This is a genomic window from Leisingera sp. ANG49, from assembly GCF_059694505.1.
Window position 1 is genome coordinate 445,341 of the sequence record NZ_JCATZN010000003.1, and the last position, 23,440, is coordinate 468,780.

Here is a 23,440-nt window from a genome sequence, read left to right on the forward strand (position 1 = left end):
CGCCGCCCGGCCCCGTCAGTTCAGGAGCAGACCACCGGTGCCGCAAGCTTCTGGGCGGCGCCGTCAACGCGCCGGATCAGCGCCGGGCCGGTCACCGTGCAGCCGGACAGCTGCGCCGCATGCCCGTACAGCTGTTTCAGGGCCTCCCGGTCGGACACGAAGAGATGCTTCAGCGGCAGCCGGATCCGGTTCAGCACTGCAAAACTGCGGCCATCCACGGTCACGATGCGGAACCGGGCATTTGCATCTCCCTGACGCGCCTGCGCCGCATAGGGCGCCTTCCATTTCGAACTCATGTAGGCCATCGCCGACCGGGCGGCGGTAGGCGCGGACTCGGGCGTGCCGCTGCTGCGGTAGCTGGAGGAGTGAAACACCAGCCAGGGCGCGCCGGTGCGGGTCTTGTGCAGACCGGGCCGCATGACGCTGGTGTACTGCCCGGCTTCGGCCAGCGCCGCGGTCCGGTAATCCGGCCCGCCTGAAGCAGCTGCCGCCGCAGCGGGCTGGGTGCCGTAGCCCGTCCGTGTCGCTGTCCAGTAATCCGGTTTTTCCGGTGCCGCGCAGGCCGCCAGCAGGGCCGCGACCCCGATCATCAGAAACTGTCTCACCATAAACCTCCAATCCGCTTGAGAGCCTGATAGCAAGCAAACGGGGCGGCAATATGGCCTCTGCCGCCCCGTTTGCTGAGATCCGGCATCCCGTTAATGGCCGCCTGAGAACACCAGCGTCTGCACCGGCAGCAGCAGCATCTGAATGCGCAGCAGCAGGGCGTGCACCAGCCCGACTGTATCCACCGCATGCAGGAACAGCCATCTGCCAAAGCCAAGCCCGGGATCATCCAGAATGTCGTGATTGCTGGTATAGGCGTTGGCGATGCAATTGCTGCCCGGCGGGATATCATCCGTCTGCCCTTCATAGAGCGGCTCCATGAAGACCGTCAGCGTGCCGGGGCGCCGGTTGTCCTGCGGGTCGCGCAGGTTATCGCTGGGCCGCACCTGGCCCGAGGGGATCACGTCCTGCACTTCCACGATAACCATCGGTATGACGGTGAAAGGCTTCGACAGGCAGCCCATTTCGGCAAACATGCCGGGCTTGATCACCCCCGCAGTCAGCTGCCCGAACCCGGCGGCAAAGCGGTCGCGCTCGACAAACTCCGACGGCACCAGAATGCCGGCCGGGCGCAGAATCGGATTCACGTAATCCCCGGGCTGCAGGGCGAATTGCTCAACTCGCCCGGTGACACCGGCAAACACAACGGTCTTGGCCAGTTCGACCTCCGCCTGCTCCAGTGCCGCCTGCGCGCTGGCCCGCTGGGCCGGGATCAGAACGCCGATATTCTCCTCCACCGACGTCTTGCCGGCCTCGGCTGCATCCAGCTCCCCCTCGCGGCGGGCAACCAGGTTCTGCAGCCGCTCGATCTCCGCCTCGCGCACGGCGGTTGATCCGCGGTCGCGCAGTTCCAGATTGCGGTCCAGGTCATCCTGCGCCTGGGCCAGGGCTGCGGCCGCCTGTTCGATGCCCGCTTCGGCTGCCGCCAGCTCCGCGCCGGCAACCGCCAGAGACGCTTCGATTTCGGCAATGCGCTTCCTCGCGGTCTCCACCGCGGCCTGCTGGCTGGAGTCATCCAGACGGAACAGAACGTCGCCGGTCTCCACTTTCTGGTTGTTCTCGACGAGCACCTCCGACACCCGCCCGCCGGTCTCGGGCAGGATCGTCACGGTGCGGAAGTAAGAGGCCACGCTGGTGGTGGCCGGATGATAGTAGAAAATCGCCGTGATCAGCGAGATGGTCAGCACCGCGCAGGCGGTGATGCCCCAGCGCAATTCGTACCAGACCGAGAAAAAGTTGATTTCCTTGCCAAGGCGCTTGCCCTGGACGTACCGGCGGAACAGGAAATCCGGCAGCACCGTCAGCAGGGAGCAGATCATCAGTTCCAGCATGGATCACTCCTCCCGGTCGCGCTGCTTCAGCTCTTCCAGCGACGCCGCGATCGACTGTATCGGTGTCAGGAAATCCGGCACCCGGAAGGCCGCCAGCAGCAGCGCCGCGACCCAGAACAGGTTGTTGTGGGTGAACAGCGCCAGCAGAGCCAGGATGCCGATCACCTGGAACTGCGTGTGGTTGTCGGTATGCGCCATCTTCTCGGGAATGGCGTGCAGCGTCAGATACAGTGCGCCGATGCCGAGGATCAGCAGGATTGTGGTCACCGCCATGAAGGTGAACAGCGGGTCGCTGCCGTCGGGCCCCGGCAGATAGGCGGGCACATGCCCGGAAGCCATCGGATGGGCGTTGGATGCCGACATTGTCTTTCCCCCGTCATCAGTGAACTTATTAACTGCATCCGATAGTTGCACTGTACCGCCATTTGACCAAGCTTTTTGTCAGGCTGGCGCCGGAATTGCCCTTTGCCTGCCCGGCCTTGCGTGCCACTCTGCCGCCATGACACAGACCCCGCGCACGCCCCTCACCAGCCCCGACGGTACCCCCGCCAGCCGCTTTGCCTTTGGCTGCATGCAGTTCGGCGGCCGCGCCTCAGAGGCGCAATCGGCAGAGATGTACACCGCCTGCCGCGCCGCCGGCATCACCCATTTCGACACCGCCTGGGTCTATACCGATGGCCGCTCGGAACAGATCCTCGGCCGCCTGATCAGGGATGAGCGCGACCGGCTGCTGATCGCCACCAAGGCCGGCTACGAGGGCGGCGCCGGGGCCGCCAACCTGCGCGCCCAGCTGGACGAAAGCCGCCGCCGGCTGGATCTGGACATGGTCGATGTCTTCTACCTGCACCGCTTCGATCCGGACACCGACCTGCGCGAAACCATGGACTGTTTCGCGGCACTGAAGGCGGAAGGCGTCATCCGCTATGCGGCGCTGTCGAACTTTGCCGCCTGGCAGGTGATGAAGGCGCAGATGGCGGGTCTTGCCTCAAACATTTCCGTGGACGTGCTGCAACCGATGTATTCGCTGGTAAAGCGCCAGGCAGAGGTGGAGATCCTGCCGATGTGCGCCGACCAGGGCATCACCGCGGTGCCCTACTCCCCCCTTGGCGGCGGCCTTCTCACCGGCAAATACGCCGCCGGCGGCAGCGGCCGCATCACCGAGGACGAGGGCTATGGCATCCGCTACAGCCCCGCCGCGATGCATCAGACTGCCGCCGCGCTGACTGAGCTGGCTGCCCGGCGCGGCACCCATCCCGCCACCCTTGCCGTGGCCTGGGCCGCTGCCCACGCGTCCGCGCCGGTGCCGATCATCTCTGCCCGCAACGCAGAGCAGCTGCAGCCCTCGCTGGCAGCGCTGGATTTCCCGATGGACGCAGACCTCTACCGCGCGATCGAGGCGCTCAGCCCGCGGCCCGCACCGGCCACAGACCGGCTGGAAGAACAAGAAGACCAAAAGGACTAGACCCATGCAGGATTTCATCGTCATCGGCGGCGGCATGGCCGGCACCAGCGCCGCCGCCCGGCTGGCCGCCCTCGGCAGCGTCACCCTGCTCGAGATGGAGGACGCGCTCGGCTACCATTCCTCCGGCCGCTCCGCCGCGCTGTTTGAGGAAAACTACGGCCACGGCCCCACCATCGACCTGAACCGCGCCAGCGCCGCGCACCTGCGCGGCAACGGCTACCTGTCGCCGCGCGGGCTGATGCTGGTAGGGGCCAAGGGTGACGCCGACGGCTTTGCCCGCGACGTGGATGAGCTGGGCATGGCCACGCTGGAGCTGGACGAGGCCCGCGCCATGGTGCCGATCCTGAACCCGGAGACCGTGGGCTATACCGCCATCAGCGGCGCGGCTGAGGATATCGACACCGACCGGATGCTGCAGGACTTCGCCAAATCCTTGCGCGCCGCGGGCGGCCATATCGTGACCAAGGCGCCGGTGACCGCCATCAGCCGCATCAGCGGCGGCTGGCAGGTCACCGCGGGCGGTGAAACCTACGAGGCCCGCAATCTGGTCAACGCGGGTGGCGCCTGGGCCGATCATATCGCGGCACTCGCCGGGGTTGCCGCCATCGGCCTGCAGCCCAAGCGCCGATCGATGGCGCGGCTGCCTGCGCCCGGCGGCCATGACGTCAGCGGCTGGCCGATGCTGCTGGGCGTGGGCGAGACCTGGTACGCCAAGCCCGATGCCGGGAAGCTGCTGGTCTCCCCCGCCGATGCCGACCCAGTGGAGCCGCATGACGCCTATGCCGACGACATGGTGCTGGCCGAGGGGCTGGCGCGCTACGAGGAAATGGTGACAGAGCCGGTCACCCGCGTCGAAAGCAACTTTGCCGGGCTGCGCAGCTTTGTCCGCGACGGCACCCTGGTGCTGGGCCCGGACCCGGACCAGCCGGATTTCATCTGGTGCGCGGGCCAGGGCGGCTATGGCATCATGACGGCGCCCGCCGCCTCGCAGCTGATTGCCGATCTGGTAGCAGGCCGCGCACCGGTACTGGATACTGCCACGGTCGCTTCCCTGTCGCCTGCACGGCTGCGCTGATGCCGGTACGCTCGGTTCCCGGCATGGCCTCGGTCGCGGCACCGCAGGACGGCAAGCTGTTTGCCCCCTCCGCCGCACGCAACAGCGGCGCCATCTGCGATCTGCTGGAGCAAGTGGCCCCGCCGCAGGGCCGCGCCCTGGAAATCGCCAGCGGCACCGGCCAGCATGCGGCAGCCTATGCCGCCCGCCTGCCCGGCCTGATGTGGCAGCCGACGGAAGTGGACGCCGCCCGCCGCGCCAGCATTCAGGCCTATGCAGATGAGGCCGGCCTGACCAATATCGCTCCGCCCTTAGCCCTGGACGCCACCGCGCCCGGCTGGGGTGCGGATCATACGGGTCAGAACCTGATCGTGCTGGTGAACCTGCTGCATCTGATCAGCGAAGAGGAAGCCCGCACCCTGATCCAGGAGGCCGCCGCCGCCCTCGCCCCCGGCGGGCGCTTCGTGATCTACGGCCCCTTCATGCGCGGCGGTGAGCTCATCAGCGACGGCGACCGCGCCTTCCATGCCGCCCTCACCGCCCACGACCCGGAGACCGGTTACAAGGATGACTTCGACGTGATCGATTGGCTGCACGGCGCCGGGCTGAAGCTGCTGCAAGCGGTGGAGATGCCCGCCAGCAACCTGGCCCTCGTTGCGGAAAAACCACCCGCCTGACCTGGATCAAGGCCGCACAGAATTTCCGCTCATACACCTTCAGTAAACCGAATATATTATTGAGGGAACAGCACATGGACTGGCACGAGAAACTCGGTGAAACCCGCAAGGGCCTGCGCAATCTGAACGGCGCGATCCCGGAAACCGCGCAGGCCTTCGGTGCTCTTGGCAAGGCGGTGAAGCAGGGCGGCGTGCTGGAGTTCAAGCAGAAGGAATTCGTCGCCCTGGGGATCGCGGTGGCGCTGCGCTGCAATGATTGCATCGGCCTGCATGTCGAGGCGCTGGTCAAATCCGGCGCCAGCCGCGCCGAGGTCGGCGACGTGCTGGCGATGTCGATCCAGATGGGCGGCGGCCCGGCGATGATGTACGCCGCCAAGGCGATGGAGTGCTACGACCAGCTGACCCGCTGATCAGCCGCCGCTCTCAAGCGGCGCCGGTTGCGGAATTTCCAGCTGCCTGACCTGGATCAAGGCGGCTGCGCCCGGCTCCGCTACAGCTCCTGCTGACCTTACGTAAAGCAGGACCTGAAAGTGATGTTGCATGGTGATCCCGAGGCGCCGCTGGCCAGCCCGCCTCTCCCCGCCGGGGCTGAGCCGGACCCGGTCCCGGATGGCAGCGCGGCCTCCAGAAAGGCAGAACTGGCGGTGCTGGAGCTGGCCGTCGCCCTGGGCTGCCCCGGCTGCATCAGCATCCAGACAGACGTTCTGGTGAACAGCGGAACACCCCGCGCCGCGTTTTGCGAAGCGCTGCAGAAATCCATCGATGCCGCCGGGCCGCTTGCCATGATGGGGGCCGCCCGGGCGATGGACCGATTTGACGAACTGACAGCCTGAAGCACCGGCTGCGGCGCGCTGCTCTGCCGCGCCCCGGTCCGGTCGCTGACGGCGGTCCGGGGCGAAAATCAGCGCCCCGCGGTGAAAACTGCCGGCGGCCTCAACCGCCGGAAAGGGTGCATCGGCGCCGATCTGAACAGCGAACTATTTTTCCGATCAGTCCGAGCAAATCAATTCGTTATCCCTAACCAGCCCGAAGGCGCTACGCTGTCCGCAGATCAACCAAAGGACTCGCGCCGATGCTGGACAAAAGCCACAAGCCAACCTGGACCAGTTTCACCGAAGCCACCCCCGAGGACTGGGCCGCGGTGGAGAAATACGAGGAAGAATACAACGCCGCCCTGCCGGAGCGGATCCTCGACGCCATCCGCTCGCTGGACGAGGACTGGACCCCCTACCCGGTGAACCGGTACCAGCACAGCCTGCAGGCCGCGACCCGCGCCTATGAGGACGGCGCCGATGACGAGATCATCGTGGCGGCGCTGGTGCATGACGTCGGCGACATCCTGTCGCCCTATAACCACGGCGAGCTGTCGGCGGCGATGATGAAGCCCTATGTCAGCGAGAAAACCCATTGGATCCTCAAGCATCACTGCGTGTTCCAGGGCTTCTACTACAACCACCACTTCGGCGGCGACCGCAACGCGCGCGACAAGTATCGCGACAGCCCCTATTGGGAGGACTGCCGGTATTTCTGCGAGAAATACGACCAATGCGCCTTTGACCCGGAGTATCCGACCAAGCCGCTGGAATTCTTCGAGCCGATCCTGCGCAAGGTGCTGTCGCGCGGCTGGGGCCACATGGAGCTGGCGGAAACCGCTGAGGACTGACACTTCGGGACGCCCTCTCTCCGCGTCCCTTTCCCTGGCATGAGCCAGGCTGCGCCCCTCCCGGCTCCCCCGGCCGGAGGGGCTTTCCTTTCGCGCCTGTAGGATCCCCGGTACCTGGTCAGGGCTGCAGGCGCACCCGCCTACCTCTCTTCAGCCAGCCAGGCCTGCACGGTCTCCCGCACATGCATGCGCCGCCCGCGGGCCACCGGAACCTCGCTGCCGTCCGCCAGCAGCAGCAGATCGCTCTGCCCGCCCCGCTTCAGCCCCGCCACCGCATCACGGGCCACCCACCAGGAGCGGTGCGGCTGCAGACCCGCCTCCTGCGGCACCTGCGCCAAAAGATCGGCCAGCCGCCCGCGCAGCGTCAGCTCGCTGCCCCCGGCAGAGATCCGCAGATAGTGCTCCTCCGACTTCACATAGCGCAGCTGATCCAGCCGGAAGGACTGCCCGCCCAGCACCACGACCGCAGCGCCATTGAACCCGGCCGCAGCATCGCCGGCCTGCTGCTCCGCCGGCTCTTGCCCGGGCGGCCTTTCCGCGGGCGCCGCGCTGCTTGCGGCCTGCTGCCGGTACAGGTCCAGCCCCAGCGCCGCGTCGGCCTGCGGCAGGATGAACACAAACATCAGGGTTTCGAAGATATAGCTCAGGATAATGTTGTAGGGCAGATGCTGCAGCAAGACCCGCCTGCCGAACTCCAGATCTGTAAGGCGCGACGCCATGGCCAGAACCAGCACCGAGACCAGCGCCATGGCGGTCGCATTGGGCACCAGCCGCAGCATCCGCAGCTGCCGCCCGCCCGGTGCCAGCGCGAACCAGGCCAGCACCACCGCCACATAGACCGAAATGAATGCCACGACGCAGACCGCCCAAAGCAGCATGTTGGCGGCCAGCGGCATCCCTGCCTCCCGGTAGCCATGCGTGTCGAACGCCGTCAGCAGAACGGCCACTGCCGCGGCGTATTTCAGAAACACTCCGCTGCGTAAAACCAGCGTCATTTCATGTACCGTGAACTGCGGCGGCTCACCGAACATGTCAAAAAGCTGCATTTCGCGGCTTTGGAGATTGTCCTTGATCGTCCCCAAACCTATCAGCCCCTCCGTTATCAGGTTGTCTGTTGATGAGTGGCCGGAGATGGCTTCTTTCCTTGTATTGCCGCACAAAGGAAGCTGTCTCCGCGCTCACCCGCTAGCCGTCGTTATTTCCTTTCCCTGTCAATGGCAGTTGCAGAATGCGCCAGTTCGTCCCCGCAGATTTCGACAAAGCCGCCGCCGACCTCACCCGTCTCAAGGAGGTCTATTTCGCGGCCGGCGCGGACCCTGCCGCGCGCGACACCGCCGAAGCGGCCCTGGCCGCGGCCCTGCGCTGGATCGGGATCGCCTTGGACAGCTACCCGCCGCAGGATGCGCGCCGGGACTAGGCCCTGCGCCTGCGGTGCTGAAGGGCTGCCGGGCGGCCGGCGCAACACCTGCCCCGCAGCGGCGGGGCCCTGTTTCCGCGGTCTGAAGCCATTCTTGCCCATCACATGATCTTAGCCAGAGGCATTCCGGATTGCGAATGGTTAGATGCATGTTTTCGCAGGGAAACTGACCGGAATTTCCCACTGGCGGAATTCTTTGATTGTGGTAAAATCCGCCTCAATCAACCCCCTCCCGAAACACTGTTCAACATTACACTCCGCTTGCGGGGCACGCGCCCGTGCCGGGACGCACCAGCACCCGCAGCCGGAATGGTTGCGCCGCGTGCAGCGCGGCGCCACGGGGGCCTGCGCCCTTCGGCTGCCTGTCAGCCGTTCTGGCGGACGCCCGATCCCATCAGCACCGGCATTGCCTGGCCGCCGCTCTCCATCCCGAAGGCCTGCTCCACGCGGATCGCACCAAGGCCGGCATCGCGGAGCGCCTCCCGCACCTGCTGCACGGTCAGCCCGGAGGAGCCTTCCTCCCGGGCCAGCCAGTCCCACTGCACGAACATCCCGCCGCGGTTCAAAAGGCCCGCCAGCGCCGCCACGGCGCCCGCGTAGTCCGGCAGGAAGCTGCAGACGGAGGAGGCGCAGATCAGGTCAAAGCCGGTTAACCCGTCTGCGGCGGCGCTGCCGTCGAGAATGTCCGTATGCAGCGCCCGCACATTGGGCAGCGCCTTCTCCTCCAGCACCGCAATCATCCGCTCCGAGGTGTCGGTGGCCACCACCTCCTGCACATGCGGCGCCAGTTTCCCGCTCAACAGCCCGGTGCCACAGCCGAAGTCCAGCACCCGCTTGTCGTGCCAGCCGCCGCCGGTGATGCCGGCCAAGGCGTCGAGCGCGGCAAAGGCCCGGGTGGCATAATGGCGGACATCGCTGTTGCCGTCCCATCCGTCCGCGTAATCGTTCCAGTCGTCGCTCATCTGCCTGCGTGCCCTGTTTCGGTGTCTCAGACCCGGGACAGTGAAGCGGTACGCGGGCGTCGTCAACAGGGGCTGGGGAGCCGCGCCAGTTTCACCTGGAATCGAGACAAAACCGCCGGGAGCGCGCCTGCTTGCCCCGCCGGGCTGACGCTTTCGAACGCGCGGCGGCAGAAGATGTGAGCGGTTGCCGGGCCGCCCGAATGCGGTAATGTTGCCGCAACGCCCGGACTTCCGGAAAGGAGCCGCAGCATGATTGCTTATGTCACGGTCGGCGCGAATGATATTGCACAGGCAAAACGGTTCTATTCCGCGCTCCCGCCCGCGCTTGGTTACGCGCTGGAGGAAGGGCCTGATGGATTGAGTTTCACGCTGCCCGTTGCGCCGGGCCAGTCACCGGTTCTGCCGGATTTCTATGTCAAACCAGCCTTCGACGGCAGCCCGGCCTCGGCTGGAAACGGGTCGATGGTCGCTTTCCAGGCCCGCAATCAACAGCAGGTGCGCGACCTGCACGCCGCCGCGCTTGCCGCAGGCGGATCGGACGAAGGCCGGCCGGGCTTCCGCGCCTCTTACGGGCCTCGCTTCTATGCCGGCTACCTGCGCGACCCGCAGGGCAACAAGATCGCGCTGCTCTCCAGCGATCCGAACGAGCCGGGGCGCGACGGATAGGGCGGGTAGAAAATGCCATCCACCGGGGCGCGCTAGACAGGTGAATAGTCTCTAAACCGCCCTTTTCCCTACGTTCGCCTAGCCATACCCAACAAAAAAAGCCCCGGCACTCCGGCCGGGGCTTTCTCATCTAATCCGTCAGACCTTAGCCGTTCTGACGGATGGTCTCGTTCTTCGGATCGTAGGGGCTGTCGCAGGTAACGACCGCATCCCACAGCTTGTCCTGGATCTTGACCTGCAGCTTGGTGCCTTCCACCGCGTAGTCGGGCTTCACGTAGCCCATGCCGATGGATTTCTCGAAGGCCACCGAGTAGCCGCCGGAGGTCAGGCGGCCCACACGGGTGCCGTCTTCGGCATAAAGCGCCTCGCGGCCCCAGGGATCGGCGTCCGCCGGGCCGTCGATCAGCAGGGTGCAGCACTTCACGCGGACGCCGGTCTCGACCAGTTTGTCCTTGCCGTGGAAGTCCTTCTCCAGGTCGACAAAGCGCGGCAGGTCGGCTTCCAGCGGGGTCGCGTCGCGGCCCAGTTCGTTGCCGAAGGCGCGGTAGGATTTCTCCTGGCGCAGCCAGTTCTGGGCGCGGGCGCCGACCAGCTTCATGCCGTGCTTCTCGCCAGCCTTCTCCAGCAGGTCGAACAGGTAGTTCTGCATCTCGATCGGGTGATGCAGTTCCCAGCCCAGTTCACCGGTGTAGGCAACGCGGATCGCGTTGACCGGGCACATGCCCAGTTCGATCTGCTTGGCCGACAGCCAGGGGAAGCGCTTGTTCGACAGCGCGGTTTCCGGATCTGCGTCGACGATCACCTCTTTCAGCACATCGCGGGACTTGGGGCCTGCAATGGCGAACACGCCCCACTGGGTGGTCACGTCCTGGATCTCGATGTAGCCGAACTCCTCCATCTTGTCCTCGGCCGCCTTGCGCAGGAAGTCGGCGTCATACTCGGACCAGGCACCGGCGGAGACCAGGTAGTAGTTGTTCTCGCCGTTGCGCACGATGGTGTATTCGGTCCGGGTGGTGCCGAATGCGGTCAGCGCGTAGGTCAGGTTGATGCGGCCGACCTTCGGCAGCTTGTTGCAGGTGAACCAGTCCAGGAACTGGGTGGCACCGGGGCCCTTGACGACATGCTTGGTGAAGGCGGTCGCGTCGATCAGGCCAACGCCTTCACGCACGGCTTTGGCTTCGTCCACGGCATGCTGCCACCAGCCGCCGCGGCGGAAGGAGCGGGCGTCGTGGTCGTAGTTGTCAGGCGCATCGACGGGGCCGAAGTAGTTCGGGCGTTCCCAGCCGTTGACCCAGCCGAACTGTGCGCCGCGGGCCTTCTGGCGGTCGTAGGCCGGTGCGGTGCGCAGCGGACGGCAGGCTTCGCGCTCTTCGTCCGGGTGGTGCAGGATGTAGACGTGCTCATAGCACTCTTCGTTCTTGCGGGCCGCGAACTCGGTGGTCATCCAGTTGGAGGAGTAGCGTTTCGGGTCGAGCGACGCCATGTCGATCTCGGCCTCGCCGTTCACCATCATCTGCGCCAGGTAGTAGCCGGTGCCGCCTGCGGCGGTGATGCCGAAGGAGAAGCCCTCTGCCAGCCACATGTTGCGCAGGCCCGGCGCCGGGCCGACCAGCGGGTTGCCGTCGGGGGTGTAGCAGATCGGGCCGTTGAAGTCGTCCTTGAGGCCGCTTTCGGCACAGGACGGAACGCGCTCTGCCATCGCCATGTACTGCTCGGCGATCCGGTCCAGGTCCAGCGGGAACAGGTCAGCGCGGAAGCTGTCCGGCACGCCGTGCTCGAACTGTGCCGGTGCGCCGCGCTCGTAGATGCCCAGGATCCAGCCGCCGCGCTCTTCGCGGGCATAGGATTCGTTGTCGGCGTCGCGCACAACGGGGTGCTCGGGGTTGCCCGCTTCACGCCATTTGACCAGCTCGGGGTCCTTGTCCATGACGATGAAGGTGTGCTCGACCGGGATCGCCGGCATCTTGATGCCCAGCATCTTGGCGGTGCGCTGCGCGTGGTTGCCGGATGCGGTCACGACGTGCTCGGCGGTGATCACCACCTGCTCATCGGAGGGGACCAGGTTGCCGCCCTTCTCGACCATCTTGGTGCAGGTGACTTCCCAGTGGGTGCCATTCCAATGGAAAGCATCGGCCTGCATCTTGCGGACGATATCGACGCCGCGCTGACGGGCGCCCTTGGCCATCGCCTGGGTCACGTCGGCGGGGTTAATGTAGCCGTCCTCGGTGTGGTAGATCGCACCTTTCAGGTCGCCGGTCTCGATCAGCGGCCAGCGCTCCTTGATCTGATCCGGGGTCAGCCACTCATAATCCACGTCGCAGGTCTCTGCGGTGGAGGCATAGAGCATGTATTCGTCCATGCGCTCCTGGGTCTGCGCCATGCGCAGGTTGCCCACCACGGCGAAACCTGCGTTCAGGCCGGTTTCCTCTTCCAGGGTCTTGTAGAAATCGACCGAGTACTTGTGGATGTGGGTGGTCGCATAGGACATGTTGAACAGCGGCAGCAGGCCGGCCGCGTGCCAGGTCGAGCCGGAGGTCAGCTCGTCACGCTCGATCAGCATGACGTCTTCCCAGCCGGCTTTGGCCAGGTGATAGGCAATCGAGGTGCCGACGGCGCCGCCGCCAACAACAAGTGCTTTGACTTGGGTTTTCATTCTCCCGCTCTCCAGCTTAATGAGATTCTTGGCAGTGGTTATGCCCGCGCATTGAAATCCGCGCAAAATCAGGCCGACGCAAAAACACCCAAAACCGACCTTGCGCGCCACAGCATACCGGATTCTGGCGCCGGTTTTGCCGGGAATGGCGTTTTTCTGCGCAAGCAAAAGGGGGCCGCGGCCCCCTGCTGTTCGGTTTCAGGCTGTCTTGGCCGGTTCAGCAGTCGGCAACATTTCCGCGCCGGATGCAGACGGGCTGCACGGCCTCCTCCGCCCCGGCCTGTGCCACCTGCTCGCCGTCGCCAAGCAGGCTCTTGCCATAGCTGGCGGCCTCGCTCCAGACCGACTGGCCGTCATCCTGGCCGTCAAGGCCGGCGCGGTCCCTGGCGGCACGGGTGCGGGCGATGCGCTCCTGCACGATGGTGCCGTAATCAGTGGCGCTGAGATCGCCCCAACTGAGGCCGGCATCGCGGGTCTGGATATAGTAGTCATAGCCGACCACGCCCTGGATGCTGAACACCAGAATGCCCATCGCTTTCTTCAGTCCCATCTCTGCCCTCCGGGTCCGCATGTGCCTTGCTGTTCACCTCAGGTTCGAACCTGGCGCAGAATTGCGGCAGTATTCCGGCATTTCGGGGAAAAGCCGGTGCAATTGCGACTACCCGGCCAGGGGCCCTGCCCTGCCGGTTGCTGCCTGCTGCTGTCTGGTCTGTGCCTCATATACTGTGGCCAGCGGTTAGGAGTGGCGGCGCCGCCAAGCGGCGGAGGCGGGACGGGAGGTTCCTCCCGCACGCTGAACGTTGTCTCTGCGCGCCCTTGCCAAAGGGCCCTGTTCCTGGGTGCCGGGGGTGTCAGGCCCGGCAATGATCGCGATCAGGGGAGAGTGTGACATTGGCAACTTAAGATCAGGTGAGGCCAGCGTACGCCAGGTGCGCAACACCTTGGGCCGTTGTCTTTGCGGCGGCTGTGCCGCAGGGATTATTTCTGCAAAGAAGAAGAGACGGGGCTGGGCTTCTTCTTTGCCCAAATACTCAAATTCCCGCCCGCTGCTGCGGGCGCGGGCTACAACGCGGCCAGCGCCCCGGCAATCACCCAGAGGCTCAGCCCGATCCAAGTGCCGGTCAGCCCCCAGAACAGCAGCGGATGGGTGCTGCGGCGGACGGGTTCAATGAAATCGGCGCGCCCCGTGCGCAGCGCGGGCCAGCTCCAGAGCAGGAAGAGCACGCCCCAGAACAGCGGGATATCCAGCACCACCGCCAGCCAGATGCACAGCAGGCCCAGCGTGGCCTTCCACGGCAACCTGGCGCCCTGCCGGGCCTTGGCACCGGTGCCGTCTTCAGCCTCCGGCGCCCGGATCATGAAAGCCGCGCCCTGCGGATCGGCCCCCATCAGGCGGCCGTCCGGCAGCTCCACCGTGACCTCGCCGCCCAGCGCGGACAGCGTCTGCCTTGCCTCATCCAGCGAGCGGACGGCAAAACAGGGCATCCAGTAGCGGAACTTGCCGCGGATTTCTTCCGGCACCTCCTCGGCGATGGCCACCAGGCTGCCGTCCGGGTGGCGGATATCGTAGACCGGCCAGGGCGCCTCCGCGGTCTTATGGAAGGTCCAGCCGAACAGGTCTTTATAGAACCCCTCGATCAGCCCCACGTCCGGCAGGTGGTGGCAGCGGCGGAGCACATGGCCGGGCTGCGGCGGCCCTTGAGGCGGCGCAAGGCTGCTGCCCTCCACCATGGTGAAACCGGCGCCGGAGGGATCGCGCACCAGCGCGATGCGGCTGTGTTCGTCAAACGGCTGCGGCTCGATCTCGATGATCGCGCCCTCGTGGCGGCGGGCGGCTTCGACCCTGGCGTCCAGATCCTCGACATGCACATAGGACATCCAGAAGGAGGGCATGTTTATCCTGGCCAGATACTCCGGCATCGGAAACACCGCCGCGGCAGCCTGCGCCTTGTCCCGGGCGAAGTCGTAGCCGCCATCGCCGCCGAAAGACCAGCCGAACAGATCCGCATAGGTCTTGCGCGCCAGCGCCATGTCGAAGGTGGAAAGATCCGTCCAGATGAAATGCCCGATGGTCATGAAGGCCTGCCCCCTTGTTGTGCCTGACCTTGATCTAGGCATTGCAGAGCGCAATCAGAACACACAATTCTTGCTGTTTTGCAGCCGCGGCGGGCAGGTTGCCTACATCTCGACGATCTTCCCGGGGTTCATGATGTTCTCCGGATCCAGCGCCGCCTTGATCGCCGCCATGTAACGGGTGGCCTCGCCCAGTTCCTGCTGCAGGTAGGGGCGCTTGCCCTGGCCGATGCCGTGCTCACCGGTGCAGGTGCCGTCCATCCCGATCGCCATCTCGTTCAGCCAGCCGATGTACTCGTCCGCCTTCTGGCGTTCCGCGCCGCTCTCCATGTCGATGAGCAGCAGCGCGTGGAAGTTGCCGTCGCCCACATGGCCGACCATCGGCGCCAGCAGCCCCATGTTTTCGGCCTTTTCCCGTGCAGCGGCAACGCATTCCGCCAGCTTGGAGATCGGCACGCAGACATCGGTGGAGATCCCCTTGGCGCTTGGGCGCAGCTGCAGGCAGGCCCAGTACATGTCATGGCGCGCCTGCCAGAGCTTGCTGCGCTCCTCGGGCGTCGAGGTGGCGGCGATGTCGAAACCGCCGAATTCCCCGGCGATGGAGGCGAACATGTCCGATTGCTCCACCACGCCCGCGTCGGAGCCGTGGAATTCCAGCAGCAAGAGCGGCGTTTCCGGCAGGTCGAGCCCGGAATAGGCATTGGCGGCTCGCACGCTGAGCGCATCCAGCAGCTCGATCCGGGCGACAGGGATGCCGTACTGGATGGTCATCATCACCGCGCGGCAGGCGTCATCCACGCTGCGGAAGGAACAGCGGGCGGAGCGGATCGCCTCCGGGATGCCCTGCAATTTGAGGGTGAGTTCGGTGATCAGGCCCAGCGTCCCCTCGCTGCCGACCAGCAGGCGTGTGAGATCGTATCCGGCGGAGGACTTCTTGGCCCTTTGCGCGGTGCGGATCACGGCGCCGTCGGCCATCACCGCCTCCAAACCCAGCACATTGTCCTTCATGGTGCCGTACCGCACTGCGTTGGTGCCCGAGGCGCGGGTCGCAGCCATGCCGCCGAGCGAGGCGTTGGCGCCGGGATCGATGGGGAAGAACAGGCCCTGGTCGCGCAGATAGGTGTTCAGCTGCTCGCGGGTAACGCCGGGCTGCACCACCACGTCGAGGTCCTCGGCATGGACCGCCAGGATCTTGTCCATCCGCATCATGTCGACGCAGATGCCGCCGGCGGGCGCGTTCACATGCCCCTCCAGCGAGGTGCCGGTGCCGAAGGGAATGACCGGCACGCCGTGTTCGGCGCAGACCTTGACGATCTCCGCCACCTCTTCGGTGGAGGTCGGGAACACCACCGCGTCCGGGGCCTGGTTGGTGATCCAGGTGGTGGTGTGGCCGTGCTGCTCGCAGATCGCCTGGCCGGTTTGCAGCCGGTCGCCGAACTGCCCGGACAGCGCCTCGATGGCGGCGGCAATCCCGGCCTCGTTGCGCGGCAGTGATGTGGCTTGGACCATGGCGGCCTCCCCTGGCAGCGGGGCGCCGGCCCCTGGACAATTCACCTGTTAACCTACGCGCGTGGCTCGAGGGCAAGCAATACCCAGAACCCCGTAGCTCTCCCGCATTGCACTGCGGGCAGCGCCCGGCCGGCAGACCGGGCGGAACCCTTAGCCGCCCAGCGCAATCCCCTCGCGCCTCGGGTCGGCGGCCCCCTTCAGCCCTTCGCCGATCTCAATCGCATGCAGGCCGGAGGTCAGGTCGCGGGCCTCCACCTCATAGCCCATCTCCGTCAGCGCCTCCGACAGGTCCTCTGCGCTGCTGCCTGCTTCCACATCATAGGTGCCAAAGCGGTTCACCAGATGCGGCATCGCCAGCGCCGCTTGGATATCCATCCCCCAGTCGGCCCAGGCGATGATCGACTTCGCCACATAACCGATGATGCGGCTGCCGCCGGGGGAGCCGATGGCCAGCACCGGCTTGCCGTCCTTCAGCACAATGGTCGGCGCCATAGAGGACCGCGGCCGCTTGCCCGGCTCCAGCCGGTTGGCAATCGGCACGCCGTCCGCATGGGTGCGGAAGGAGAAATCCGTCAGCTCATTATTCAACAGGAACCCGCCCGCCATCAGCCGCGAGCCAAAGGCGTTCTCGATGGTCGTGGTCATCGACAGCACGTTGCCGTACTGGTCGACGATGGAGATGTGGGAGGTCGAGGGTAGCTCGATCGACTCGTCATCCGCCAGCATCAGCGCATGGTCGAACTCGGGCGCACCCGGCGCCACCTCGGGCAGCGCGTCGTCCCCCTGCAAGAGCTCTGCCCGCGCAGCCAGGTAATCCGCCGCCACCAGCCCGCTGCTGGGCACCGGCACATAGTCACTGTCGGCCATGTAGCGGCCCCGGTCGGCAAAGGCGAGGCGGGAGGCGTCGCCGATCAGCCGCCAGGCCTCTGCGCTTTCCGCCCCCAGCGCCGCCAGATCGTAGTTGCCCAGCATCCCAAGGATCTGCCCCACGGTCAGCGCGCCGGAGGACGGCGGCCCCATGCCGCAGGCCTCGAAATCGCGGTAGGCGGCGCAGACCGCCGGGCGTTCCTTGACCTGATAGAGCGCAAGATCGGTGGCGGACAGCACACCGGGGTTGCCCTCGGCGCCAGTCACGGCGCGCACGATCTCTGCTGCGATGGGGCCGGAATAGAACGCCCCCGCCCCGCCCTCTGCCAGCGCGTGCAGAGTGGCGGCATAGCCGGGGTTCAGCAGCGTTGCGCCCTCGGCAATCGGCTCGCCCTCCGGCAGGAAATAGGCGGCTGTCGCGGGCGCGCGCGCCAGCCGCTCGGCATCGGCCTCCACCAGCGCGGCCAGACGCGGCGAGACGGCAAACCCCTCCTCTGCCAGCTTGATCGCCGGTTCAAACAGAGACGGCCAGTTGGCGCGGCCCCAGCGGCGGTGCGCCGCCTCCAGCAGTGCGGGCGTGCCGGGCGTGCCGACGGAACGGCCGCCAACCACCGCGTCGAAGAACTTCAGCGGCTCGCCGTTTTCATCCTGAAACAGGGTCGGCGTGGCAGCCAGCGGCGCGGTTTCGCGCCCGTCCAGCGTGATCAGATCGCCCGTTGCGGCGTCATACCAGACCAGAAAGGCGCCGCCGCCGAGACCCGAGGACTGCGGCTCCACCAGCCCCAGCACGGTCTGCACCGCCACCATCGCATCCGCCGCACTGCCGCCTGCGCGCAAGACCGCAGCGCCGGCCTCCACCGCATGTGGGTTGGCGGCGGCGACCATCCAGTTATCGGCTTCAACCGCTTCGCCGCTTGCCTTGGCCTCCAGCGCGGCGGCCACTTCGGGGGAAATCGCCTCAAAGGCGCCGGTGGTTGCGGCCTCGGGGGCCACCGCATCTGCGGCCTCCTGCGCAACGGCAGGACCTGCAGCGAGCGCGGCACCGGCCAGAATCAGATACTTCATGAAAAGTCCTCCCTAAAAACTCCGGCCACGCAGCCCGTGCGCTTACAGCATTGACGGCACCACCTGATCCGGCGGGCGGTGACCGTCTTCGAAGGTCTTGATATTTAAAAGCACCTTCTCGCCCATTTCGATGCGGCCCTCGATGGTGGCGGATCCCATATGCGGCAGCAGCACCACATTGGGCAGCTCGCGCAGGCGCGGGTTGATGTCGGTGCCGTGCTCATAGACATCGAGGCCGGCGCCCGCGATCTCATCCGACCGCAGCATCCGGGTCAGCGCATGCTCGTCGATCACCTCGCCGCGCGAGGTGTTGACGATCACCGCGGAGGGTTTCATCAGCTTCAGCCGCCGCGCGTTCATCAGGTGGAAGGTGGAAGGCGTCGAGGGGCAGTTGACCGAAATCACATCCATCCGCGCCACCATCTGGTCGAGGCTCTCCCAATAGGTGGCCTCCAGCTTTTCCTCGACCTCCGGGCGCAGGCGGCGGCGGTTATGGTAATGGATCTGCATCCCGAAAGCGGCGGCGCGCTTGGCCACCGCCTGGCCGATCCGGCCCATGCCGAGGATCCCCAGACGCCGCCCGGCGATGCGCCCGCCGAGGAACGCGGTCGGCGCCCAGCCCTGCCAGTCGCCCTTCTGCATCACAGCCAGGCCCTCGGGCATCCGGCGTACCACGGCCATGATCAGCGCCATGGTCATATCCGCAGTATCATCGGTCAGCACGCCGGGCGTGTTGGACACCAGAATGCCGCGCTGGCGGGCGGTGGCGACGTCGATGTGGTCCACGCCGGCGCCATAGTTGGCGATCAGCTTCAGCCGCTCGCCGGCCTGGCCCAGCAGGCCCGCATCAATGGTATCGGTGACGGTCGGCACCAGCACATCGGCATCCTTCAGCGCCGCGGCCAGCTCGCTGCGGGTCATCGGCGTGTCGTCCTCGCGCAGGCGCACATTGAACAGCTCTCTCAGCCGGGTTTCCACAGGTTCCGGCAACCGTCGCGTAACGACAACACTCAGTCGGTCTCTTGGCACTTGTGCTCTCCCTTGGGCTTTTCAATCCGCACGCCTCCATGGCATCGTGGCGCAGGATGCGCAGAGGCACAAGAACCCAACCGCATTCCCTGCCCGCGAGACCGGAATTTTCCCGGGCGCGGCGGGGGCATAACAAGACGGGCAGAAGACCGGAACAAGAGGCTGGGCACAACCCGGCTGGGCAACGAAGAGGCGAGCAGGCAGTGAGAAACGCGGCAAAGGCACTCCGCCATCTGGCAGCGGCAGCAGCAATGACAGTGCTGACCGCTACGGTTTGTGCGGCCGAGTCCCGCGGCCCGGTCACCAACCTGCCCCTGCCCCGCTATGTCTCGATGAAAGCCGCCACCGGCAATGTGCGCCGCGGCCCCTCGCTGACGCATAAGATCGACTGGGTGTTCAAGCGCCGCGGCATGCCGCTGGAGATCACCGCCGAATACGGCCACTGGCGCCGGGTGCAGGACCGCGACGGCGCCGGCGGCTGGGTGCATTACGCGCTCTTGTCCGGCGTGCGCACCGTGCTGGTGGAGGAGGACATGCTGACCGTGCACGCCCGCCCGGATACCCGCGCGCCCGTGACTGCCGCCTTTGAACTGGGCGTGGTCGCGCGGCTTGGCGAATGCGCTAGCGACTGGTGCGAGATATCAGCCGGCGGCTACAGCGGCTGGGCGCCGAAGAAAAAGCTCTGGGGCGTCGCTCCGGACGAGCTGCGCGAGTAACCTCCTCCCCGCCCTTTCTTCTTTGCGGCAAATACTCCGGGGTGAATTGGCCGCCAGGCCAAGAGGGGCAGCGCCCCTCACGCCTGCCGCGGCAATCCGCGCGGGGGCGCGGAGGCGCCAAACCATTGCACCCGCAGCAATCGTGTTCTACATGGGGGCCACACACATGGCTGTTCCGGCCGGACCCGCCCGATATCCGGGCGCCGCCGCAGCAGCACCGGACTACCCGAAACCGGCGCGGCCCGACCGCGCTGATGCCCTATAAGCCTCCGAGATCGCTGAAAGGTTGTGGAACATGGCAGAAAATCAAACCCCGGACATATTGTATACCATTGTAGACGAAGCGCCCGAACTGGCCTCGGCATCCTTCCTGCCGATCATCCGCAAGTTCGCGTCTGCCGCCGGTGTCACCGTCGGCACCAAGGACATTTCGCTGGCCGGCCGCATCATCGCCACCTTCCCGGAGAACCTGACCGAGGCGCAGCGCCAGAGCGATGACCTGGCGGAGCTGGGCCAGCTGGTGAAGACCCCGGACGCCAACGTGATCAAGTTGCCGAACATCTCCGCTTCGGTGCCGCAGCTGACCGCCGCCATCAAGGAACTGCAGGCCCAGGGCTATGCTCTCCCGGACTATCCCGAAGAGCCGCAGACAGACGCCGAAAAAGAGGCGCGCGCCCGCTATGACGCCATCAAGGGCTCGGCAGTGAACCCGGTCCTGCGCGAAGGCAACTCCGACCGCCGCGCCGCCAAGGCGGTGAAGAACTTCGCCCAGAAGAACCCGCATTCGATGGGTGCATGGTCCGCTGACAGCAAGACCAAAGTGTCCTCGATGCCCGGCAACGATTTCTATGCCAACGAGAAATCCGCCACCATCACCGCCGCGCAGGCAGGTAACGCAAAGATAGAGTTCGTGGCCAAGGACGGCGCCGTCACCGTGCTGAAAGACGGCTGGCCGCTGGAAGAAGGCACCGTGGCCGACGCCACCTTCATGTCGGTCAAGGCGCTGTCGTCCTTCCTGGGCGAAGCGATTGCCGGCACCAAGGCTGACGGCACCATGTTCTCGCTGCACATGAAGGCCACCATGATGAAGGTCTCCGACCCGATCATCTTCGGCCACGCCGTCAAAGCCTGGCTGGCGCCGGTGTTCGAGAAATACGGCGCCGAGCTGGACGCGCTGGGTGTGAATCCGAACTCCGGCATGGGCGACCTGCTGGAACGCGTCAAGGGCAACGCCGAAATCACCGCCGCCATCGAAGCAGTACGCGCGGAGCGCCCCGACATGTACATGGTGGACAGCGACAAGGGCATCACCAACCTGCATGTGCCCTCTGACGTGATCATCGACGCCTCCATGCCCGCGGTGATCCGCGCCGGCGGCAAGGGCTGGGACCAGGACGGCAACAAGGGCGACACCAACTGCGTGATTCCCGACCGCTGCTATGCCTCCGTCTATGACGAGACCATCAATTTCTTCAAAGCCAACGGCGCGCTGGACGTGACCACCGCGGGCGCGGTCGCCAACGTCGGCCTGATGGCGCAGAAGGCTGAGGAATACGGCTCCCACCCGACCACCTTCGAGGCCCCCGCCGACGGCACCATCCGCATCGTGCTGGCCAATGGCGACACGCTGCATTCGCACGACGTGGAAACCGGCGACATCTGGCGCGCCTGCACCGTCAAGCAGGCGCCGATCGAGAACTGGATCCTGCTGGCGATGGACCGCCAGCGCCTGACCGGCTCCGAGGCGATCTTCTGGCTGGACGCAAACCGTGCCCATGACGCCGAGCTGATCAAATACGTTCAGCCCGCGCTGGAAAAGGCAGGTGTTGCGGACAAGTTCCAGATCATGGCGCCGCGCGAAGCGACCCGCCAGTCGCTGGAAACCATCACCGCAGGCAGGGACAGCATCGCCATCACCGGCAACGTGCTGCGCGACTACCTGACCGACCTGTTCCCGATCTTGGAGCTGGGCACCTCGGCCAAGATGCTGTCGATCGTCAAGCTGATGCAGGGCGGCGGGTTGTTTGAAACCGGCGCTGGCGGCTCTGCTCCCAAACACGTGCAGCAGCTGGTCGAGGAAAACCACCTGCGCTGGGATTCGATGGGTGAATTCTGCGCCCTCGGCGAGTCGCTGAACTTCCTGGCCGACGTCAAAGGCAACGCCAAGGCCGGCGTGCTGGGCCGCGCGGCTGAGGACGCGACCCAAGGCATCCTGGACCACAACCGCTCCCCCTCGCGCAAGGTCGGCCAGCCCGACAACCGCGACAGCCACTACTGGTTCGCCCGCTATTGGGCCGAGGCACTGGCGGCGCAGACCGAGGATGCAGCCCTGGCGGCGCATTTCGCCCCCATCGCCGAGGAGCTGGGCGCCAAGGAAGAGCAGATCATCAGCGAGCTGGCCGCGGCCCAGGGCGCGCCTGCCGACATTGGCGGCTACTTCCGCCCGAGCGTCGAGCTGAAGGCCAAGGTGATGCGCCCCAGCGCAACGCTGAACGCCATCATCGGCTGATCCCGGCGGATTGCAAAACACAGATGCCCGGGGCAAGCCCCGGGCATTTTCTTTTTCCTGCCGCAGCCGGCCGGCTTGACCGGACCGCCTGCACTGCCCAGAAATTGAGCCTGCGGCCCGACACCGCGGCACAGGCAGGCAAGCAGGCAGAGAATTCACATCCCATGCAAAAACGGGGCAGCTTCAAGAAGCTCAATCACTTGCGCCAGCTGGACAGCCGCAAGCAGCCGCTGATCGTTCATGCGGAGGATGCCTGGTTCCGGCACATCCTGGAGGGCGGCTGCGAGTTCTTCGAGAAGATCGGCGCCAGCGCCCACGCGCAGGGCTGCAAGCCGCTGCTGATCCACACCGAGGATGTGCTGTCCTTCGGGCTGCTGGGGTCAGAGCATCTGCAAATCGTCATCGGCCCGAAGCGCACGCAGGGACCGCGTATCTTCCATGCCCAGCCCAGCTATGTGCGCGGCTTCTGGTATCTTGACCCGCAGGGCTATTACTGGAACTCCAGCCTCGCCGGGCAGAGCTTTGACCCTGAGAGGGTGGATGGCGCCGCGGCAGAGCATTTCTTCAACGGGGTGCGCGGCCATGCGCTGCGGCGCAATGTCTCCAAAAGGGCGCAAAGCGACCGCGCGCCCGGCGGGCTGGCGCCGGCGGATGCCGCCATTTTCGTGCAGGACATCGAGAAATACCGCGACCCGGTGCATTACCTCACCACTGCAGAGATCATCACGGCCACCTGCGCGGCGGTGCCCGGCAGGGTCTATGTCAAGCCGCACCCGCTGCAGGATGCCGCCGCGCTGCGCGGGCTGGAAGAGCTGTGTGCCGGGATCGCCAATGCCGAGCTGAGCAGCGCCAGCGTGCATGACCTGCTCGAGGCCTCAGCCGCGGTTGTGTCGCAGAACTCCGCGGTCGGGTTTGAGGCGCTGATGCACCGCAAGCCCGTGCTGACCTGCGCGGCAACCGACTATCATCACGGAACGCTGGTCTGCCGCACTGGGGCGGAGCTGCAGGAAAACCTGAAGCGGGCGGCGGATGCCTTTGGCGGGTTTCCGTTCGAGCGCTATTTCTACTGGTTCCTGGGGCTGCACATGCTGGAGCCGCAAAAACCGGACTTCGCGGACCGCGCCTGGAACCGCCTGCTGGCGTCCGCCCCGCCTGAATGAACAGCGCCCGGGTTTGCAGCC

General features: G+C 66.0%; 22 protein-coding genes. 11 read left to right on the forward strand and 11 right to left on the reverse strand.

All coding sequences use genetic code 11. The annotated features are described in order from the left end of the window. Nucleotides 1-20: 20 nt before the first annotated feature. The 3 genes from AC58NV_RS12490 to AC58NV_RS12500 all read right to left on the reverse strand — a co-directional run bounded on the left by AC58NV_RS12490 (nucleotide 21) and on the right by AC58NV_RS12500 (nucleotide 2,300). Nucleotides 21-605 (reverse strand): hypothetical protein, encoded by a 585-nt coding sequence (locus AC58NV_RS12490; RefSeq protein WP_497227428.1) that lies wholly within the window; start codon nucleotides 603-605, stop codon nucleotides 21-23. A 93-nt stretch (nucleotides 606-698) separates the two neighbouring features. Further along, nucleotides 699-1,937 (reverse strand): HlyD family secretion protein, encoded by a 1,239-nt coding sequence (locus AC58NV_RS12495; protein ID WP_497227429.1) that lies wholly within the window; start codon nucleotides 1,935-1,937, stop codon nucleotides 699-701. A gap of 3 nt (nucleotides 1,938-1,940) precedes the next feature. Then, complete coding sequence (locus AC58NV_RS12500; protein WP_497227430.1) at nucleotides 1,941-2,300, reverse strand: hypothetical protein; 360 nt, start codon at nucleotides 2,298-2,300, stop codon at nucleotides 1,941-1,943. A gap of 136 nt (nucleotides 2,301-2,436) precedes the next feature. Here AC58NV_RS12500 and AC58NV_RS12505 point away from each other — a divergent pair, with 136 nt between their 5' ends. The 6 genes from AC58NV_RS12505 (at nucleotide 2,437) to AC58NV_RS12530 (ending at nucleotide 6,793) form a co-directional block, all read left to right on the forward strand. Continuing rightward, complete coding sequence (locus AC58NV_RS12505) at nucleotides 2,437-3,399, forward strand: aldo/keto reductase (RefSeq protein ID WP_497227431.1); 963 nt, start codon at nucleotides 2,437-2,439, stop codon at nucleotides 3,397-3,399. Between the two features lie 4 nt (nucleotides 3,400-3,403). Continuing rightward, entirely contained in the window at nucleotides 3,404-4,474 is a 1,071-nt protein-coding gene (locus AC58NV_RS12510) for an NAD(P)/FAD-dependent oxidoreductase (protein WP_497227432.1), read from the forward strand. Continuing rightward, nucleotides 4,474-5,130, forward strand: coding sequence for a DUF938 domain-containing protein (locus AC58NV_RS12515; protein WP_497227433.1), 657 nt, complete (start codon nucleotides 4,474-4,476; stop codon nucleotides 5,128-5,130). The genes AC58NV_RS12510 and AC58NV_RS12515 overlap by 1 nt, the downstream gene beginning before the upstream one ends. A 74-nt stretch (nucleotides 5,131-5,204) precedes the next feature. Further along, nucleotides 5,205-5,540, forward strand: coding sequence for a carboxymuconolactone decarboxylase family protein (locus AC58NV_RS12520; protein WP_497227434.1), 336 nt, complete (start codon nucleotides 5,205-5,207; stop codon nucleotides 5,538-5,540). 123 nt (nucleotides 5,541-5,663) lie between these two features. Then, a complete protein-coding gene (locus AC58NV_RS12525; protein WP_497227435.1) occupies nucleotides 5,664-5,963 on the forward strand; it encodes a hypothetical protein in 300 nt (99 codons plus the stop codon). Between the two features lie 239 nt (nucleotides 5,964-6,202). Further along, nucleotides 6,203-6,793: an HD domain-containing protein gene (locus AC58NV_RS12530; RefSeq protein ID WP_497227436.1), complete on the forward strand. Its 591-nt coding sequence runs from the start codon at nucleotides 6,203-6,205 to the stop codon at nucleotides 6,791-6,793. Between the two features lie 140 nt (nucleotides 6,794-6,933). On the opposite strand, the gene AC58NV_RS12535 is transcribed toward AC58NV_RS12530, so the two are convergent. After that, a complete protein-coding gene (locus AC58NV_RS12535) occupies nucleotides 6,934-7,839 on the reverse strand; it encodes a LytTR family DNA-binding domain-containing protein (RefSeq protein WP_497227437.1) in 906 nt (301 codons plus the stop codon). Between the two features lie 182 nt (nucleotides 7,840-8,021). On the opposite strand from AC58NV_RS12535, the gene AC58NV_RS12540 reads away from it, so the two are divergent. Next, complete coding sequence (locus AC58NV_RS12540) at nucleotides 8,022-8,210, forward strand: hypothetical protein (RefSeq protein WP_366660809.1); 189 nt, start codon at nucleotides 8,022-8,024, stop codon at nucleotides 8,208-8,210. Nucleotides 8,211-8,575: 365 nt separating this feature from the next. Here AC58NV_RS12540 and AC58NV_RS12545 read toward each other — a convergent pair whose 3' ends face one another. Next, the gene (locus tag AC58NV_RS12545) at nucleotides 8,576-9,172 is read right to left on the reverse strand and encodes a class I SAM-dependent DNA methyltransferase (protein WP_497227438.1); all 597 of its coding nucleotides are present in this window, start codon (nucleotides 9,170-9,172) and stop codon (nucleotides 8,576-8,578) included. A 249-nt stretch (nucleotides 9,173-9,421) separates the two neighbouring features. Here AC58NV_RS12545 and AC58NV_RS12550 point away from each other — a divergent pair, with 249 nt between their 5' ends. Continuing rightward, nucleotides 9,422-9,838, forward strand: a complete 417-nt coding sequence (locus tag AC58NV_RS12550) for a VOC family protein (protein WP_497227439.1) — start codon at nucleotides 9,422-9,424, stop codon at nucleotides 9,836-9,838. Between the two features lie 145 nt (nucleotides 9,839-9,983). Here AC58NV_RS12550 and AC58NV_RS12555 read toward each other — a convergent pair whose 3' ends face one another. The 6 genes from AC58NV_RS12555 to AC58NV_RS12580 form a co-directional block, all read right to left on the reverse strand. Next, on the reverse strand, nucleotides 9,984-12,491 hold the full coding sequence (locus tag AC58NV_RS12555; protein WP_497227440.1) for a GcvT family protein: 2,508 nt from the start codon (nucleotides 12,489-12,491) through the stop codon (nucleotides 9,984-9,986). Between the two features lie 217 nt (nucleotides 12,492-12,708). Continuing rightward, nucleotides 12,709-13,041, reverse strand: a complete 333-nt coding sequence (locus tag AC58NV_RS12560; protein WP_497227441.1) for a hypothetical protein — start codon at nucleotides 13,039-13,041, stop codon at nucleotides 12,709-12,711. 512 nt (nucleotides 13,042-13,553) lie between these two features. Further along, a complete protein-coding gene (locus tag AC58NV_RS12565; RefSeq protein WP_497227442.1) occupies nucleotides 13,554-14,567 on the reverse strand; it encodes a VOC family protein in 1,014 nt (337 codons plus the stop codon). Between the two features lie 102 nt (nucleotides 14,568-14,669). After that, the gene (locus AC58NV_RS12570) at nucleotides 14,670-16,073 is read right to left on the reverse strand and encodes an FAD-binding oxidoreductase (RefSeq protein ID WP_497227443.1); all 1,404 of its coding nucleotides are present in this window, start codon (nucleotides 16,071-16,073) and stop codon (nucleotides 14,670-14,672) included. Nucleotides 16,074-16,223: 150 nt separating this feature from the next. Further along, on the reverse strand, nucleotides 16,224-18,005 hold the full coding sequence (ggt, locus tag AC58NV_RS12575) for a gamma-glutamyltransferase (RefSeq protein ID WP_497227444.1): 1,782 nt from the start codon (nucleotides 18,003-18,005) through the stop codon (nucleotides 16,224-16,226). A gap of 42 nt (nucleotides 18,006-18,047) precedes the next feature. Further along, nucleotides 18,048-19,034, reverse strand: coding sequence for a 2-hydroxyacid dehydrogenase (locus tag AC58NV_RS12580; RefSeq protein ID WP_497227445.1), 987 nt, complete (start codon nucleotides 19,032-19,034; stop codon nucleotides 18,048-18,050). A gap of 251 nt (nucleotides 19,035-19,285) precedes the next feature. Here AC58NV_RS12580 and AC58NV_RS12585 point away from each other — a divergent pair, with 251 nt between their 5' ends. From AC58NV_RS12585 to AC58NV_RS12595, 3 genes are all read left to right on the forward strand, one after another. Then, nucleotides 19,286-19,750: an SH3 domain-containing protein gene (locus AC58NV_RS12585; RefSeq protein ID WP_241477463.1), complete on the forward strand. Its 465-nt coding sequence runs from the start codon at nucleotides 19,286-19,288 to the stop codon at nucleotides 19,748-19,750. Nucleotides 19,751-20,045: 295 nt separating this feature from the next. Then, nucleotides 20,046-22,259, forward strand: a complete 2,214-nt coding sequence (locus AC58NV_RS12590) for an NADP-dependent isocitrate dehydrogenase (RefSeq protein WP_497227446.1) — start codon at nucleotides 20,046-20,048, stop codon at nucleotides 22,257-22,259. Nucleotides 22,260-22,423: 164 nt separating this feature from the next. Next, the gene (locus AC58NV_RS12595) at nucleotides 22,424-23,419 is read left to right on the forward strand and encodes a capsular polysaccharide export protein, LipB/KpsS family (protein ID WP_497227447.1); all 996 of its coding nucleotides are present in this window, start codon (nucleotides 22,424-22,426) and stop codon (nucleotides 23,417-23,419) included. Nucleotides 23,420-23,440 lie beyond the last annotated feature (21 nt).

Excerpts from the sequence above, each read along its gene's own strand:
- AC58NV_RS12535 (WP_497227437.1), bottom strand. The coding sequence starts at position 7,839 with ATGCAGCTTTTTGACATGTTCGGTGAGCCGCCGCAGTTCACGGTACAT.
- AC58NV_RS12560 (WP_497227441.1), bottom strand. The coding sequence starts at position 13,041 with ATGGGACTGAAGAAAGCGATGGGCATTCTGGTGTTCAGCATCCAGGGC.
- AC58NV_RS12530 (WP_497227436.1), top strand. The coding sequence starts at position 6,203 with ATGCTGGACAAAAGCCACAAGCCAACCTGGACCAGTTTCACCGAAGCC.
- AC58NV_RS12590 (WP_497227446.1), top strand. The coding sequence starts at position 20,046 with ATGGCAGAAAATCAAACCCCGGACATATTGTATACCATTGTAGACGAA.
- AC58NV_RS12515 (WP_497227433.1), top strand. The coding sequence starts at position 4,474 with ATGCCGGTACGCTCGGTTCCCGGCATGGCCTCGGTCGCGGCACCGCAG.
- AC58NV_RS12570 (WP_497227443.1), bottom strand. The coding sequence starts at position 16,073 with ATGGTCCAAGCCACATCACTGCCGCGCAACGAGGCCGGGATTGCCGCC.
- AC58NV_RS12525 (WP_497227435.1), top strand. The coding sequence starts at position 5,664 with ATGTTGCATGGTGATCCCGAGGCGCCGCTGGCCAGCCCGCCTCTCCCC.
- AC58NV_RS12550 (WP_497227439.1), top strand. The coding sequence starts at position 9,422 with ATGATTGCTTATGTCACGGTCGGCGCGAATGATATTGCACAGGCAAAA.
- AC58NV_RS12540 (WP_366660809.1), top strand. The coding sequence starts at position 8,022 with ATGCGCCAGTTCGTCCCCGCAGATTTCGACAAAGCCGCCGCCGACCTC.
- AC58NV_RS12595 (WP_497227447.1), top strand. The coding sequence starts at position 22,424 with ATGCAAAAACGGGGCAGCTTCAAGAAGCTCAATCACTTGCGCCAGCTG.
- AC58NV_RS12505 (WP_497227431.1), top strand. The coding sequence starts at position 2,437 with ATGACACAGACCCCGCGCACGCCCCTCACCAGCCCCGACGGTACCCCC.
- ggt (WP_497227444.1), bottom strand. The coding sequence starts at position 18,005 with ATGAAGTATCTGATTCTGGCCGGTGCCGCGCTCGCTGCAGGTCCTGCC.
- AC58NV_RS12545 (WP_497227438.1), bottom strand. The coding sequence starts at position 9,172 with ATGAGCGACGACTGGAACGATTACGCGGACGGATGGGACGGCAACAGC.
- AC58NV_RS12585 (WP_241477463.1), top strand. The coding sequence starts at position 19,286 with ATGACAGTGCTGACCGCTACGGTTTGTGCGGCCGAGTCCCGCGGCCCG.
- AC58NV_RS12520 (WP_497227434.1), top strand. The coding sequence starts at position 5,205 with ATGGACTGGCACGAGAAACTCGGTGAAACCCGCAAGGGCCTGCGCAAT.
- AC58NV_RS12555 (WP_497227440.1), bottom strand. The coding sequence starts at position 12,491 with ATGAAAACCCAAGTCAAAGCACTTGTTGTTGGCGGCGGCGCCGTCGGC.
- AC58NV_RS12565 (WP_497227442.1), bottom strand. The coding sequence starts at position 14,567 with ATGACCATCGGGCATTTCATCTGGACGGATCTTTCCACCTTCGACATG.
- AC58NV_RS12510 (WP_497227432.1), top strand. The coding sequence starts at position 3,404 with ATGCAGGATTTCATCGTCATCGGCGGCGGCATGGCCGGCACCAGCGCC.
- AC58NV_RS12495 (WP_497227429.1), bottom strand. The coding sequence starts at position 1,937 with ATGCTGGAACTGATGATCTGCTCCCTGCTGACGGTGCTGCCGGATTTC.
- AC58NV_RS12500 (WP_497227430.1), bottom strand. The coding sequence starts at position 2,300 with ATGTCGGCATCCAACGCCCATCCGATGGCTTCCGGGCATGTGCCCGCC.